At 69.1% G+C, this 12,915-nt stretch carries 13 protein-coding genes and 1 tRNA gene; 5 read left to right on the top strand and 9 right to left on the bottom strand.

What is annotated here, in order from left to right; translation table 11 throughout:
• Positions 1–96: 96 nt before the first annotated feature.
• Positions 97–825, top strand: coding sequence for a response regulator transcription factor (locus EVU97_RS10815; RefSeq protein WP_129665736.1), 729 nt, complete (start codon positions 97–99; stop codon positions 823–825).
• Between the two features lie 23 nt (positions 826–848).
• Here EVU97_RS10815 and EVU97_RS10810 read toward each other — a convergent pair whose 3' ends face one another.
• The 3 genes from EVU97_RS10810 to EVU97_RS10800 form a co-directional block, all read right to left on the bottom strand.
• Positions 849–3,407, bottom strand: coding sequence for a glycogen/starch/alpha-glucan phosphorylase (locus EVU97_RS10810; RefSeq protein ID WP_129665734.1), 2,559 nt, complete (start codon positions 3,405–3,407; stop codon positions 849–851).
• A 221-nt stretch (positions 3,408–3,628) separates the two neighbouring features.
• A complete protein-coding gene (locus EVU97_RS10805; protein ID WP_047312250.1) occupies positions 3,629–3,994 on the bottom strand; it encodes a GntR family transcriptional regulator in 366 nt (121 codons plus the stop codon).
• A complete protein-coding gene (locus EVU97_RS10800; RefSeq protein ID WP_129665732.1) occupies positions 3,991–4,845 on the bottom strand; it encodes a hypothetical protein in 855 nt (284 codons plus the stop codon). The genes EVU97_RS10805 and EVU97_RS10800 overlap by 4 nt, the downstream gene beginning before the upstream one ends.
• A 190-nt stretch (positions 4,846–5,035) precedes the next feature.
• Here EVU97_RS10800 and EVU97_RS10795 point away from each other — a divergent pair, with 190 nt between their 5' ends.
• Positions 5,036–5,293 carry a hypothetical protein gene (locus EVU97_RS10795; protein ID WP_129665730.1) on the top strand — a complete coding sequence of 86 codons (258 nt, stop codon included), beginning with the start codon at positions 5,036–5,038 and terminating at the stop codon, positions 5,291–5,293.
• A gap of 215 nt (positions 5,294–5,508) precedes the next feature.
• On the opposite strand, the gene EVU97_RS10790 is transcribed toward EVU97_RS10795, so the two are convergent.
• Positions 5,509–5,587: transfer RNA gene (locus EVU97_RS10790), tRNA-Gln, on the bottom strand.
• 113 nt (positions 5,588–5,700) lie between these two features.
• Here EVU97_RS10790 and EVU97_RS10785 point away from each other — a divergent pair.
• The 3 genes from EVU97_RS10785 to EVU97_RS10775 all read left to right on the top strand — a co-directional run bounded on the left by EVU97_RS10785 (position 5,701) and on the right by EVU97_RS10775 (position 7,422).
• Positions 5,701–6,417 carry a TetR/AcrR family transcriptional regulator gene (locus tag EVU97_RS10785; protein ID WP_129665728.1) on the top strand — a complete coding sequence of 239 codons (717 nt, stop codon included), beginning with the start codon at positions 5,701–5,703 and terminating at the stop codon, positions 6,415–6,417.
• Between the two features lie 76 nt (positions 6,418–6,493).
• On the top strand, positions 6,494–7,015 hold the full coding sequence (locus EVU97_RS10780; RefSeq protein WP_047312254.1) for a MarR family winged helix-turn-helix transcriptional regulator: 522 nt from the start codon (positions 6,494–6,496) through the stop codon (positions 7,013–7,015).
• Positions 7,016–7,017: 2 nt separating this feature from the next.
• Positions 7,018–7,422, top strand: a complete 405-nt coding sequence (locus EVU97_RS10775) for an MmcQ/YjbR family DNA-binding protein (protein ID WP_129665726.1) — start codon at positions 7,018–7,020, stop codon at positions 7,420–7,422.
• A gap of 10 nt (positions 7,423–7,432) precedes the next feature.
• Here EVU97_RS10775 and EVU97_RS10770 read toward each other — a convergent pair whose 3' ends face one another.
• The 5 genes from EVU97_RS10770 to rsmA form a co-directional block, all read right to left on the bottom strand.
• Positions 7,433–8,362: a TIGR01777 family oxidoreductase gene (locus tag EVU97_RS10770; protein WP_129665724.1), complete on the bottom strand. Its 930-nt coding sequence runs from the start codon at positions 8,360–8,362 to the stop codon at positions 7,433–7,435.
• Positions 8,359–9,024: a TetR/AcrR family transcriptional regulator gene (locus EVU97_RS10765; protein WP_129665722.1), complete on the bottom strand. Its 666-nt coding sequence runs from the start codon at positions 9,022–9,024 to the stop codon at positions 8,359–8,361. Before EVU97_RS10765 ends, EVU97_RS10770 begins: the two co-directional genes overlap by 4 nt.
• 109 nt (positions 9,025–9,133) lie before the next feature.
• Positions 9,134–10,957, bottom strand: a complete 1,824-nt coding sequence (locus tag EVU97_RS10760) for an ABC-F family ATP-binding cassette domain-containing protein (protein ID WP_129665720.1) — start codon at positions 10,955–10,957, stop codon at positions 9,134–9,136.
• A 51-nt stretch (positions 10,958–11,008) separates the two neighbouring features.
• Positions 11,009–11,935 carry a 4-(cytidine 5'-diphospho)-2-C-methyl-D-erythritol kinase gene (locus EVU97_RS10755; RefSeq protein ID WP_129665718.1) on the bottom strand — a complete coding sequence of 309 codons (927 nt, stop codon included), beginning with the start codon at positions 11,933–11,935 and terminating at the stop codon, positions 11,009–11,011.
• 9 nt (positions 11,936–11,944) lie between these two features.
• A complete protein-coding gene (gene rsmA, locus EVU97_RS10750) occupies positions 11,945–12,853 on the bottom strand; it encodes a 16S rRNA (adenine(1518)-N(6)/adenine(1519)-N(6))-dimethyltransferase RsmA (protein WP_129665716.1) in 909 nt (302 codons plus the stop codon).
• Positions 12,854–12,915: the final 62 nt, after the last annotated feature.

Below are 12,915 nucleotides of genomic sequence, written 5' to 3'. Positions count from 1 at the left end.
TTCTACCTGGTCCTGCGCCCGAGCGGTCGGCGCGTCGATAGACTCCCGCGAGAACCATCGTCGGGCCCTCGGGCGAATCGGGTTAAAGGACAACAGGTGTCAACCCAGCACAAGAAACTGCGCGTTGCGCTCATCAACGACTTCGAGATTGTCGTCCAAGGTCTCGACGCTCTCCTCAGGCCGTACGCGGACGAGGTCGAGCTCGTGCCGCAGACCGAGATCAGCCAGGGCGTCGACATTGCGTTGTACGACTGTTTCGCCATGGCCGACCGCGGCTGGTCGACCCTCAACGTCTTGAGCGCCGACGAGAACGTCAAGCGCATCGCCGTGTTCACCAAGAGCATTCCGCAGTCGTTCGTCGACCGGATGCTCGACATGGGGGTCACGGGCGTCCTGTCCAAGGCGCTGGGCGGCGAGGAACTCATGCGATCCCTGCGCGCCATCGACTCCGGCGAGCACGTCGTGTCGGATTCGCTCTCCATCGAGCTCGAGCGCGGCACGTGGCCGGGGCGCCGTCAGGGCCTCACCGAGCGTGAGAGCGAGGTCGTCGCGCTCATCTGCCAGGGCATGCCGAACGACATCATTGCCGTGCACCTGCACCTCACGCTCAACACCCTCAAGAGCTACATCCGCACCGCCTACCGCAAGATGGGCGTCACGACGCGCTCCGAAGCCGTGCTGTGGGGAGTCGGTTACGGCTTCCACATGACGCCGCCGAGCACCCCGGACACGTCCGCAGGCTGCCTGACGCCGCGACCCATCGAGAGCAGCGGGAACGTCACCGACAGCGCCACGCCCGCGTCACCGGCCGAAACGGCCAGGTGACGCGGGCGTCCGCGTTTCGTGCGTCAGCTCTTCGGCATCCAGATGCGGTCGAGGTAGTCGCGCATCGAGCGGTCCGAGGAGAAGAACCCGGAGCGCGCGACGTTGAGCACCGCTGAGCGGGTCCAGCCGTCGACGTCGCGGTAGGCGGCATCCACGCGGGCCTGCGCGTCGAGGTAGGACTGGAAATCGGCGAGCGCCATGAACCTGTCCTTGTAGAGCAGATCATCGACCACCGGCGCCGCGAGCGAGCGGTCGCCACCGGTGAAGTGGCCGCTCGCGAGCAGGTCGATGGCGCGCTTGAGTGCCGGGTTCGACTCGTAGAAGGACGACGGCGTGTAGCCGCGGTCCGCGAGCGCCGCCACCTCGGGCTCGAGCATGCCGAAGAGGAAGAAGTTCTCGTCGCCGACGAGTTCGCGGATCTCGACGTTCGCGCCGTCGTCGGTGCCGATCGTCAGTGCGCCGTTGAGGGCGAACTTCATGTTGCCCGTGCCGGAGGCCTCCTTGCCGGCGAGGGAGATCTGCTCGGAGAGGTCGGCGGCGGGGATGAGCTTGTTCGCGAGCGTCACGTTGTAGTTCGCGGGGAACGCGACGGCCATGAGGTCGGTGACGCGCGGGTCCTGCGCGATCGTCTTCGCCACCGAGTTGATGAGGAAGATGATCTCCTTCGCCATGACGTAGCCCGGCGCCGCCTTGGCGCCGAAGACGAAGGTGCGCGGCACGACGTCCTCGCGGCGCACACGCCCGCTCGTGATGTCGTCGTACATCGAGACGATGTGCAGCAGCTTGAGCGTCTGACGCTTGTACTCGTGCAGGCGCTTGACCATGACGTCGAGCATCGCGTGCTCGGGCAGTTCGATGCCGTCACGCTGGCTCAGGATCGAGCGCAGGCGATCCTTGTTGGCCTGCTTCACCTGGCGGAAGCTCTCGGTGAACGCGGCGTCGTCGGCGTAGGGCTCGAGTTCGCGCAGACGCTCGAGGTCGGTCTCCCAGCCGGGGCCGATCGTGTCGGTGATGAGAGTGGACAGCTGCTGGTTCGCAAGGCGAATGAAGCGGCGCGGCGTCACGCCGTTCGTCACGTTCGTGAACTTGTTCGGCCACAGGGCCGCGAAATCGGGAAGCAGCTTGTCGCGCAGCAGTTCCGAGTGGAGCGCTGCGACGCCGTTGACCTTGACGCCGGCGACCGTCGCGAGGTTGGCCATGCGGATGGCCCGCTCGGGGTGCTCCTGGATGACCGACATGCGGCGAACGCGCAGTTCGTCACCGGGGAAGGCTTCGCGAACGGTGTCGAGGAACTCCTCGTTGATGCGGTAGATGATCTCCATGTGACGCGGCAGCAGGCGCGTCATGAGCTCCACGGGCCACACCTCGAGGGCCTCGGGCAGCAGGGTGTGGCAGGTGTAGGCGAAGCACTTGCTCGTGACCTCCCACGCTGCGGCCCACTCCATGTCGTGCTCGTCCATGAGCAGACGCATCATCTCCGGAATGGCGATGACGGGGTGGGTGTCGTTGAGCTGGAAGATGATGCGCTCGTCGAGCCTCGCGAGGTCGAAGTCCTCCTCGAGCGTGCGGTCGATGAAGTCCTTGAGCGAGCACGCGACGAAGAAGTACTGCTGCTGCAGGCGCAGTTCGCGACCCTGCGGCGTCGAGTCCTCCGGGTAGAGCACCTTCGAGATGTTCTCGGCGAAGGTCTGGGCGCGCACGGCCTCGGCGTAGTCGCCGGAGTTGAAGATCTTGAGGTCGAACTCCTGCGTGGCGCGGGCGCTCCACAGACGCAGTGTATTGACGACGCCGTTCTGGTAGCCGGGAACCATGTAGTGGTACGGGATGCCCTGCACGTTCCAGGCCGGCAGCCAGCGGCGGCGGGTGCGGCCATCGCCGTCGATGTACTGCTCGGTGGTGCCGCCGAAGTTGACCTGGACGGCGCGGTCGGGGTGCGGGAACTCCCAGGGGGCGCCGAGGGAGAGCCACGCGTCGGGCACCTCGACCTGGCGCCCCTCTTCGAAGGTCTGACGGAAGATGCCGTACTCGTAGCGGATGCCGTAGCCGATGCTCGGCACGTCCATCGACGCGAGCGAGTCGATGAAGCAGGCGGCGAGGCGGCCGAGACCACCGTTGCCGAGGCCGGGCTCGATCTCCTGGGCACGCAGGAGGTTGAAGTCGAGGCCGAGCGAGGTCATGGCCTGCTCGGCGATGTCTCCGAGGTCGGTGGCGAGCAGCGAGTTACCCATCTGGCGGCCCAGCAGGTACTCGGCCGAGAGGTAGCCGACCATCTTCGTCGGGTTCTGACGACGACGCTCCGCGGTGCGCAGCCAGTCGGCCATGAGGTAGCCGCGGATGGTGCGGGCCAGCGCGAGGTACTGGTCGGTGGTCGTCGAGCGCTTGAGCGCGACGCCGGCCTCGAAGTTGAGTTCGTCGAGGAACGTCTTGGCAAAGCCGTCGACCGTGCGCTCGGGGCCGACAACGGGCTCGGTGGCCCGGGGGCTCGTGGGCTCGAACGCCGAGCCCTTGACGGAGCTGTCGAGGCGCGGGGTCTCGTCGGCGAGCCAGCCTGCGCTGGGACGATCGGACGGGTCGTGGGACATGAACTCTCCGGGGGAAATCGAGGTCGGTCGGGCCCGCTCGTGCGGCACTTCCGATCCTAGGTCGTGGCTGCTGGGTGCCCGATCCACGCGTGACGGTGGCCGTGATGTCTCGCCGAAATCGATTCTCCGGCAGCACTCCCCCCGCGGACAGCTACTCGTCCATATCGCGGGCGGACAGCAGCAGCCGCGGCATCGCCGCAACCGGGACGCCGGCCAGGCGATCAACTTCTCCTCAGAGCCCTCTCGAGGGAAGCGCGCACGTCGTCGGAGTCGGCGCCCAGCGTCCTCGCGCGAGCGACGAAGCCTTCGGCGAGGGAGTCGAGTTCGCTCGTGTCACTCGGACGTTGTCGAGCCTTCACTCGAGTTCCTGCGGCGCGGCGTGTTTCGACGTAGCCCGCGGCCTCGAGTTCCTTGAACGCCCGCGAGACCGTGCCGGGGGCCACCTGCAGATCGCCCGCGAGTTGTCGCACTGTCGGCAGCCTCTCGCCCTGCCCGAGTTCGCCCGTGTCGATGAGGAGGGCCAGCTGCCGCCGGATCTGTTCGTAGGGCGGGGTGGGGTCGGCAGCGTCGACGCGCAGTGCAGTCATCGCGTGGCCGCCCGAGCGAGCTGGGTGCGCACGCCCACGAGGCAGGCGACGAGCGCGATCAGGAGCCCTGCGACGCCGCACCAGTGCGCCACGGGGACCCAGGTCGGCGCACCAGGCTGGGTCGTTCGGGTGCCGCCCGTCACGAGGAGCGCGACGCCGGCAAGGCTGGGACCGAGCGCCAGGAGGGCAATGCACTGGAGCGAGCGAGCACTGCGGTGACGCAGAGCGTTGTCGCTGACGGCTTCTGCGTGATCGGCGTTGAGTTGCGGACGCGCAGCGGCCGCGCGGAGTCCTACGAGCAGGCCGACGCACAGGACGAGCAGGCTGACTCCGAGCGGCACCCCGTAGTAAGCCCCCGGCCATGGGCTGCGGCCTTCGCCCCCGAGGGCCGTCGCCCATTCGACGGCGCGGCCATCGCGGCCCATGTCGTCCGCCGACGCGGTGAGGCCGGCGAGCACGAGCAGTCCGACCAGCGCACCGAGCGTGACGAGCATTGTTGTGGCTGCCGCACGCGAGACGAAGTCGGACGGGTTTCGGCGTGCCAGGGACGCCGAACGCTCGACCGCTCCTTCGCGCGGCGCGCTCATTTCGCCGACCGCCATGACGACGGTGGCCACCGCGCCCGCGAGGGCGGGAGCGACGACAAGGCCACGCCCCAGCGAACCGCCGAAGGTCACGCTCCCGGCGAAGGCCGCGACCCCGCAGACTAGAGCGACGAGGCGAGTGGCGCGAAGATGCCGCCCTGCGCTTCGTTCGATGGATGTGCCCGAGTCGTCACCGCGCCGCGCAGAAAGGGCGACAACCACAATGCCGACGACGAGCATGACCGCGCCGATGAACAGAATGGGCATCCCGGACTCCTTGTTTCAAGTGATTGATACAAGGAGTGTGCGACCCGGCAACCATTTGTGTCAATGGCTTGGAACAAGGGTGTGAGACAACGACCCGCCACCTGAAGCTCACGAGCCCTAGGGGCGTCGCACATGCGTCACCAGAACGAGGGAAACCCGCGGCTCCATCCGCGTCATGGGCCAAGCCAAGATGACAATCGCAGTCGGTATCGTCCTGGCCATCATCAACATGCGCATCATCCGCAGCCGCTACGGCTTCGGCCTGGCCGACACCGACATCCCCGAAGTGCCGGTCGCCGAACCCTCACGGCGTAAGGACACCGCCCGCTACAAGCGGCGCTCCAAACCACGCACGACGAACGCGCCACCTGCCAAGCGCGGCGACCACACAGCCCTACCGGCCTCGATGCAACCGCCGACCATCAGCAGGACAACCACACAGCAGTAACCAACAGCGCGAGACACCTCGCGCCCCCGGCCATGCCCCGCTCACACCAGAGCGGGGCATTTCGCATGCTCGGGGCCGGCCCGAACGCTTCGCAAGGTACTGATCCGGGCGTCAGCGAGGCCGATCGGGCGCAGATTCGGATCAAATGGGCTCTCGGAACGCCGAGCACCGAGTTTCACAAACTCGATGCAGGGTGTTGCACAAACAACCCCGGGCTCCCCGGGTTGGAATCGAACCAACGTCGCTAATCCTGATTCAAAGTCAGGCGGCCCCTGCCAGCAGAGCAACCGGGGAACGTCCGCGAACGGACCGCCCCAGAGTAGTTCACCGCCCGCACCTGCGGCACATCGGCGCACGGCCCGACCCGCGAGCGCCGAACTCGCCTGCGAGCAGGGCACAATGAGGGAATGACGACGTCACGGCCGAAGATCCGCATGACCGGCACCGAGCGTCGGGAGCAACTCATCGGCGTCGGGCGACGCGTCTTCGCCGAGCGCGGCGTCGCCGACGCCACCGTCGAGGAGATCGCGGCCGCGGCCGGCGTCACGAAGCCCGTCGTCTACGAGCACTTCGGCGGCAAGGAAGGCCTCTACGCCGTCGTCGTCGACCGCGAGACCCGCGCCCTGCTCGAAAGCATCGCCGACGCCATCACCGAGGACATGAGTCCGCGTGAGTTCTTCGAACGCGCCACCGTCGCCGAACTGCACTACATCAGCACGCGCCCCGACGGCTTCCGCGTGCTCATTCGCGACGCCCCGTCCTGGCACTCCACCGGCCCCCTGTCGAGCCTCATGTCCGACCTCGCCACGCAGATCGAGACCTACCTCGCGCGCGTCATGCGCCGCCGCGAGATCGACGAGCGCTTCGCCCCCATCTACGCGCAGATGTTCGTCGGCATGGTCGCCCTCACCGGCGACTGGTGGCTCGAACACGGCCACGAGTTCACCGCCGAAGAAATCGCCGCGCACATGGTCAACCTCGGCTGGAACGGCCTCACCGGCCTCGAAGCCTCCCCGCGCCTCGAGACCACGGCCATCGACGCCACTGCACCGCCGCGCGGCAACTCGTCGCTCGTCACGCGTCTCGACGACGCTGCGGACGGCGTCCCGCCGGCCGACGCCTGAACCGGCGCGAGCTCGGCCGGCACCGGGCCAAAGTCTCTCGACGTCAAGTTTCTTGATGCGTCGGTAGACTGCACGCATGACAGGCCACCGCGAACCCCAGCCCGAGACGCGCGGCGACGAGGTCGACGCGATCGTCACAGCCTGGAACACGGTGCGCCCCGATCTCGATGTCACCCCGCTCGACGTCCTCTCGCGCATCAGCCGCATCGCACGTCGCCTCGACCAGGCCCGCTCCTCGGTCTTCACCGAGCACAAGCTCGAAGGCTGGGAGTTCGACGTCATGTCCGCGCTGCGCCGCGCCGGTGAGCCCTTCCAGCTCTCCCCCGGCGCCCTCGTCCAGCAGACCCTCGTCACCTCGGGCACGATGACGAACCGCGTCGACCGCCTCGAGAAGCGCGGCTACGTCGCCCGCGAGCCCTCCCCCAGCGACCGCCGCGGCGTGCTCGTGCGCCTCACACCCGACGGCCTCACCGTCGTCGACGCCGCCTTCGACGCCCTACTCGCCCACGAGCGGCGCCTCCTGTCCGGCATGGACGAACGGGGCCGCGCCGACCTCGCCGACTCCCTGCGCGCCCTTCTCGCCGCCGTCGAGACCTGACGATGACCGCCGACTCCGCGCACCTCCTCGCCCGCGTCCGCGACATCTGCCTCTCGTTCCCCGGCGCCCAGGAGAAGACCTCCCACGGATCGCCCGTTTTCTACACGACGAAGACGTTCTGCTGGTGGGCCGGCCACGTCCACCGCGACGACCGCGCCCGCGGCGTCCCTGACGACGCCCTCGCGCAGGCCATCACGTTCCTGCCCAGCCCCGACGAGCGCGACGCCCTCCTCGCCGACGGCCGCTTCCTCGTCCCCGCCTACCTCGGCACCCGCGGCTGGCTGGCCTACGACCTCAGCGGTCGCCTCGGCGGCCCGGTCGACTGGAGCGAGGTGCACGAGCTGATCGATTCCTCCCACCGCGCGACGGCCGGCAAGCGGCTCATCGCCCAGCTCGACGCCCGCTGACGCGAAGACTTCACCCGAGCTGCACCCGCAACAGCCCCCTTGGCGTTTCCTTCGCGATGTCGGCGAGCGCCTCATCAAGGCCTGGGAACGCGAACTCGTACCCCGTCGCGGTGAGAACGCCGGGCTCCACCCACCGGCTCTTGAGCACGAGTTCGGGCTCCGTGCGGATGACGCGCCCGCCGAACTCGAGCGACCACCGCGGCAGCGGCACTCCACGATCGGGAAGTCGACCGGCGAAGTGACGACGCACGGCCGCCGTCAGCGTCCGGTTCCTCACCGGATGCGGCGAGGCCAGATTCACCGGCCCGGCGATCCGGTCGTCGGCCATGATGTGCCGTACCGCGCCATACACGTCGTCGAGATGGATCCAGCTGAACACCTGGTCGCCGTCACCCTGCGGACCGCTGAACCCGAGCCGCGCGAGGTTGATGAGCGGGCTGAGGGCACCGCCGTCCGCGCCGAGCACGATCGACGTTCGCAGCGCCACCTTGCGCACGGACGTCGGGGCGTCAAAGAGTTCACGCTCCCAGGCGCGGGCCACCGACACCGAGAATCCCGTGCCGAGCTCGCCGTCGACCTCGTCCTGCGGCCGGTCACGGGCGTCGCGGTAGATCGTGCCCGTGCTGGCGTTCAGCCAGACGCTCGGCGGGTTCGGGCAACGCGCCAGCGCCTCACCGAGGCTGCGCGTCGTCTCCGTGCGCGAGGAGAAGATCTCGTCGGCCGTCTTCTTCGTGTACCGGCAGCTGACGGAGCGACCGGCCAGGTTGAGCAGCGCGTCGGCGCCGTCGAGCACGGGCGCGAGGTCGTCGTCCCACTGCGCGTCGTTCTGCGCGCCGCGCCCGACCGTCCGGACCTCGAACCCGTCATGCCGGAACGCCTCCTGCAGCCGTCGGCCCATGAAGCCCGAGGCCCCCGCCATGACAATCACGCCTGAGTTCATTTCTGCTCCTTCGACAGCCGGGCGATGAGATCGGTGAGGTCGCCCGTCACGCCACGGGCGAAGGGCAAGCGCGCGAGTGACAGCAGCTTGCCCACGATGGGCGGCGCGCCCTCGACGAGGGTCTGCGTCCGCTGCAGACCGGGCGAGTCGTCGACGGCCCAATGGAGCACCACGCCGAGGTACGCCGTCCACAGCAGCACCGGCAACTGCTCGCCGAGCCGCCCCCTCGGCACCTCCGAGGAGATGGCGAGCACGTGGCGCACGAGGGCGATGGCCTCGTCACGCGGCGACGCGGACTCGGCCGAGAACGGACTGACGCCGGCGCCCGGACGCAACGCGACGTGCAGCATCGTCGAACCGAAGTCGTAGTACGGCGCGTTGACCTCGATGCCCGCCTCCCACAGCACCCGCAGGTTCTGCGCCAGCGGCGCCCCCTCGCGCAGGCGCGGCTCCGCGAGGCGGCGGTGCTCGACCTGGATGCGCCGGTACAACTCCTGGACGAAGGCGTCCTTGCCGTCGAAGTAGTAGTACGCGTTGCCCTGCGAGACACCCGCCTCGGTGGCGATGAGGCGCATTGTCGTCTTCTCGTAACCCCGTTCACGGAACAGGCGCAGCGCTGTTTCGACGAGCACCTCCCGTGTGGCTTCCGACTTCGTCGTCATGGGAGGAACACTACGCCTTTTTGAACGTGTTCAAAACTAGTGTGGCCAGATACGCGAACGCCCGGTCGGACCGTGGGGTCCGACCGGGCGTCGTCTTCGTGCGCCGTCGTCAGCTGAGGAGTTCGGCCGCCTCGAGCCACTCGAGCTCGAGGCCCTCCTTCTCGTCGAGCACGGCCTGCAACTTCACGTTGATCTCGGCGGCCCTGCCGTAGTCGCTCGCCGCGGCGGCGAGTTCGTCGTGCAGCTTCGCCTCGCGGTCGGCCACCTTCGCGAGCTGACGCTCGATGCGCGCCACCGTCTTGCGCGCCTCGCGCTCTTCGGCGGCCGAGACCTGGCGCGCCGGAGCGGCGTCGCCCTCAGCGAGCGATGTTGCGTCGACGCCCTTGGCCGCGGCGCCCTGACGCTCGAACGCCGCCTGCGCCTCGAGGTGGTGCTTGCGCAGTTCGAGGTACTGCTCGACGCCACCGACGAGGTCAAGAATCTTGCCGTCGCCGAGCAGCGCGACCTGACGGTCACACATGCGCTCGAGGAGGTACCGGTCGTGCGAGACGACGAGCAGGGTGCCCGCCCAGCCGTCGAGCACGTCCTCCATCGACGTCAGCGTCTCGATGTCGAGATCGTTCGTCGGCTCGTCGAGCAGCAGGACGTTCGGCTCGGCCATGAGCAGGCGCAGAAACTGCAGACGCCGACGCTCACCACCCGACAGCTCGGAGACGCGCGACTGCTGACGCCCGCCCGAAAACCCGAGCCGCTTCGCCAGCTGCGAGGCGGAGGTCTCCTTGCCGTCGAGCACGATGTAGCTCGCGACGTCGGTGATGGCCTCGATGACGCGCCAGCCCTCCACCGTGTCGAGTTCGCGCACCTCCTGCGTCAGGTACGCGATTTTGACGGTCTTGCCCTCCTTGCGCTTGCCCGCCGACAGCTCCTGCTGCCCGGCGATCGCGCGCAGCAGCGTCGACTTGCCCGCACCGTTCACCCCGACGATGCCCGTGCGCTCACCCGGAGCGAGGCGCCACGTCTGCTTGGCGAGCAGCTCCCGCCCGCCGACGGTGATCGACGCGTCGATGAGGTCGACGACGTCCTTGCCCAGGCGCGTCGTCGCGAAGCGCACGAGTTCGACGTCGTTGCGCGGGTCCGGCTCGTTCTTGATGAGCTCGTTCGCGGCGTCGATGCGGAACTTCGGCTTGCTCGTGCGCGCCGGCGCCCCGCGCTGCAGCCAGGCGAGCTCCTTGCGCAGGAGGTTCTGCCGACGCTCCTCCGTGACGGCGGCGATGCGCGCTCGCTCGGCCTTCGCCAGGACGAAGGCTGCGTACCCGCCCTCGTACTGCTCGACGCGGCCGTCGATGACTTCCCACGTGTTCGTGCTCGTCGCGTCGAGGAACCACCGGTCGTGGGTGATCGTGACGAGCGCCGTACCGGGCCGGTTGCGGCGCGTCGACAGGAACGTGGCGAGCCACTGGACGCCCTCGACGTCGAGGTGGTTGGTGGGCTCGTCGAGCAGAAGGAGGTCGGGGTCGTCGACGAGGAGGCGCGCGAGCGCGATGCGGCGGCGCTCACCACCCGACTTCGGGCCGACGACGTCGGAGAGCTCCATGCCCGGGATGAGCCCGTTGATGACGTCGCGGATGCGCGCGTCACCGGCCCACTCGTGCTCCGCGCGGTCGCCCACGACGGCGTCGAGGACGGTCGATTCCGGTGGAATCGTGTCGGTCTGCGTCAGCATGCCGAGCGTCAGGCCGTTCGTGCGGGTGAGGCGGCCGCCGTCGACGGCGTGCACGCCCGCGAGCACCTTGAGCAGCGTCGACTTGCCCCCACCGTTGCGGCCCACGATGCCGATGCGGTCGCCGCCGGAGATGCCCAGCGACACGTCGTCGAGCAACTGCTGGGTGCCGAGGGCGAGTGAGATCTTCTCAGCGGAGACGAGGTTGACCATGGCCGCGATTCTCCCCCACCGCGGCGGGCCGCCCAAACCTGAGGGCCTGCGTCAGTCGACGACGAGCACCTGGGCGCCGTGGGGCGTCGAACTGGCGTGGACGAAGTCGTCCGCCAGGCCACCGGCTTCCAGCACGCGCCGCAGGGCGACGGCGTCCTGCCGATCCTTGAGCAGGAACGCGACCGTGGGGCCCGAACCGGACACGAGCGCGCACAGCGCCCCCATCTCGAGGCCCATCTCCATGAGCGGGCGCAGTGACGGCATGAGCGACAGGGCGGCCGACTCGAGGTCGTTGTGCATGGCGAGCGCGACGCCGTGCACGTCACCCGAACGCAGGCTCGCGAGCAAACCGTCGGACGGCTGCGGCTCGGGCACGTCCTCACCCTCGCGCAGCCGGTCGCACTCGGCGTACACGGACGGGGTCGAGAGCCCCTCGTGCGTGAGCGCGAACAGCCACTCGAAGGTACCGGTGGCGAGCACCGGGACGATCTGCTCGCCGCGGCCCGTACCGAGCGCGGTGCCCCCGGTGAGGGCGAACGGCACGTCGGATCCGAGCTCGGCGGCGATCTCCTCGAGCTCGTGTCGGCGCAGGTCGAGCCCCCACAGGGTGTCGCACGCGACGAGGGTGGCGGCCGCGTCGGCCGAACCGCCGGCCATGCCGCCCGCCACCGGGATGGCCTTGACGATACGGATCGCGCACCGCTCCTCGACGTCGAAGCGCTCGGCGAGCAGCGCCGCCGCGCGGTAGGCGAGGTTGGTCTCGTCGGTGGGCACCTTGTCCTCACCCACGCCCGTGACGCTGACGGAGAACTCGGCGTCCGGCGTCACCGTCACCTCGTCGAAGATGTCGACGGCGTGGAACGTGGTGGCGAGGTCGTGGAAACCGTCGTCGCGCAACGGACCGACCCGCAGCTCGAGATTCACCTTGGCGGGAACCCGAACGACGACCCGGGTGGCACGTGCGATCTCAGCGGTCATGCCCCCACCCTATGCACGCGGCGTGTCGCCCATGGCCTCTCGCGCTGCGGCGATGGCCGCGAACTCCTCGATGCCGAGGCGTTCACCGCGGGTACGCGGGTCGATGCCGGCCGCGACGAGCGCTGCCTCGGCCTTGTCGGCACCGCCGGCCCACCCCGCCAGCGCCGCCCGCAGCGTCTTGCGACGCTGCGCGAATGCCGCGTCGATGCAGGCGAAGACGCTCTCGCGCGACGCGCTCGTCGTCGGCGGATCGCGGCGCGCCATCGCGACGAGACCGGAGTCGACGTTGGGAGCGGGCCAGAAGACGTTGCGTCCGACACGGTCGGCGAGGCGAACGTCGGCGTACCAAGCCGCCTTGACGCTCGGGACACCGTAGACCTTGCTGCCTGGCTCGGCCGCGAGGCGCTGCGCCACCTCCAGCTGCACCATGACGAGCACGCGCTCGAGGGAGGCGAAGAACTCGAGGAAGTTGAGAACCACCGGCACCGACACGTTGTACGGCAGGTTCGCGACGAGCGCCGTCGGCTCGTGGGGCAACGACGTGACCGTGAGCGCGTCGGCCTGGACGAGGGTGAGCTTGTCGGCATCGGCCGGCGCGATCGTCTCGACGGTGGCGGGTAGCTGCGCCGCGAGGTTCGGATCCACCTCGATGGCCGTGACGCCGGCGACCTGCGGCAGCAACGCGAGCGTCAAGGACCCGAGCCCCGGGCCGACCTCGACGACGTGGTCGCCCGGCCCCACCCCGGCGAGGCGCACGATCTTGCGCACCGTGTTCGGGTCGATGACGAAGTTCTGCCCCCACGTCTTCGTCGGGCGAACCCCGAGACGCTCGGCGAGCGCCCGAATGTCAGCGGCCGACAGCAACCCCCGCGTCTCGCCGGGCTCGGTACGTGCAGCCTGCGCGGCGTCGTCAACCATGCGCCCACCCTATCGGGCATGCGAGAAGCGGCCGCCTCCCGAAGGAGACGACCGCTTCGTCA

Origin of the sequence: Dermacoccus sp. 147Ba (genome assembly GCF_004151355.1) — a bacterium.
Lineage (GTDB): Bacteria > Actinomycetota > Actinomycetes > Actinomycetales > Dermatophilaceae > Dermacoccus > Dermacoccus abyssi.
The sequence above is the reverse complement of the archived record's forward strand: the minus strand, read 5'-3'. Positions and strand labels throughout refer to the sequence as shown.

Bases quoted from the DNA above. Each gene is read 5' to 3' on its own strand.
- EVU97_RS10755 (WP_129665718.1), bottom strand. From the start codon at position 11,935: ATGACCGCTGAGATCGCACGTGCCACCCGGGTCGTCGTTCGGGTTCCC.
- EVU97_RS10785 (WP_129665728.1), top strand. From the start codon at position 5,701: ATGACGACGTCACGGCCGAAGATCCGCATGACCGGCACCGAGCGTCGG.
- rsmA (WP_129665716.1), bottom strand. From the start codon at position 12,853: ATGGTTGACGACGCCGCGCAGGCTGCACGTACCGAGCCCGGCGAGACG.
- EVU97_RS10780 (WP_047312254.1), top strand. From the start codon at position 6,494: ATGACAGGCCACCGCGAACCCCAGCCCGAGACGCGCGGCGACGAGGTC.
- EVU97_RS10760 (WP_129665720.1), bottom strand. From the start codon at position 10,957: ATGGTCAACCTCGTCTCCGCTGAGAAGATCTCACTCGCCCTCGGCACC.
- EVU97_RS10775 (WP_129665726.1), top strand. From the start codon at position 7,018: ATGACCGCCGACTCCGCGCACCTCCTCGCCCGCGTCCGCGACATCTGC.
- EVU97_RS10805 (WP_047312250.1), bottom strand. From the start codon at position 3,994: ATGACTGCACTGCGCGTCGACGCTGCCGACCCCACCCCGCCCTACGAA.
- EVU97_RS10795 (WP_129665730.1), top strand. From the start codon at position 5,036: ATGACAATCGCAGTCGGTATCGTCCTGGCCATCATCAACATGCGCATC.
- EVU97_RS10800 (WP_129665732.1), bottom strand. From the start codon at position 4,845: ATGCCCATTCTGTTCATCGGCGCGGTCATGCTCGTCGTCGGCATTGTG.
- EVU97_RS10770 (WP_129665724.1), bottom strand. From the start codon at position 8,362: ATGAACTCAGGCGTGATTGTCATGGCGGGGGCCTCGGGCTTCATGGGC.
- EVU97_RS10765 (WP_129665722.1), bottom strand. From the start codon at position 9,024: ATGACGACGAAGTCGGAAGCCACACGGGAGGTGCTCGTCGAAACAGCG.
- EVU97_RS10810 (WP_129665734.1), bottom strand. From the start codon at position 3,407: ATGTCCCACGACCCGTCCGATCGTCCCAGCGCAGGCTGGCTCGCCGAC.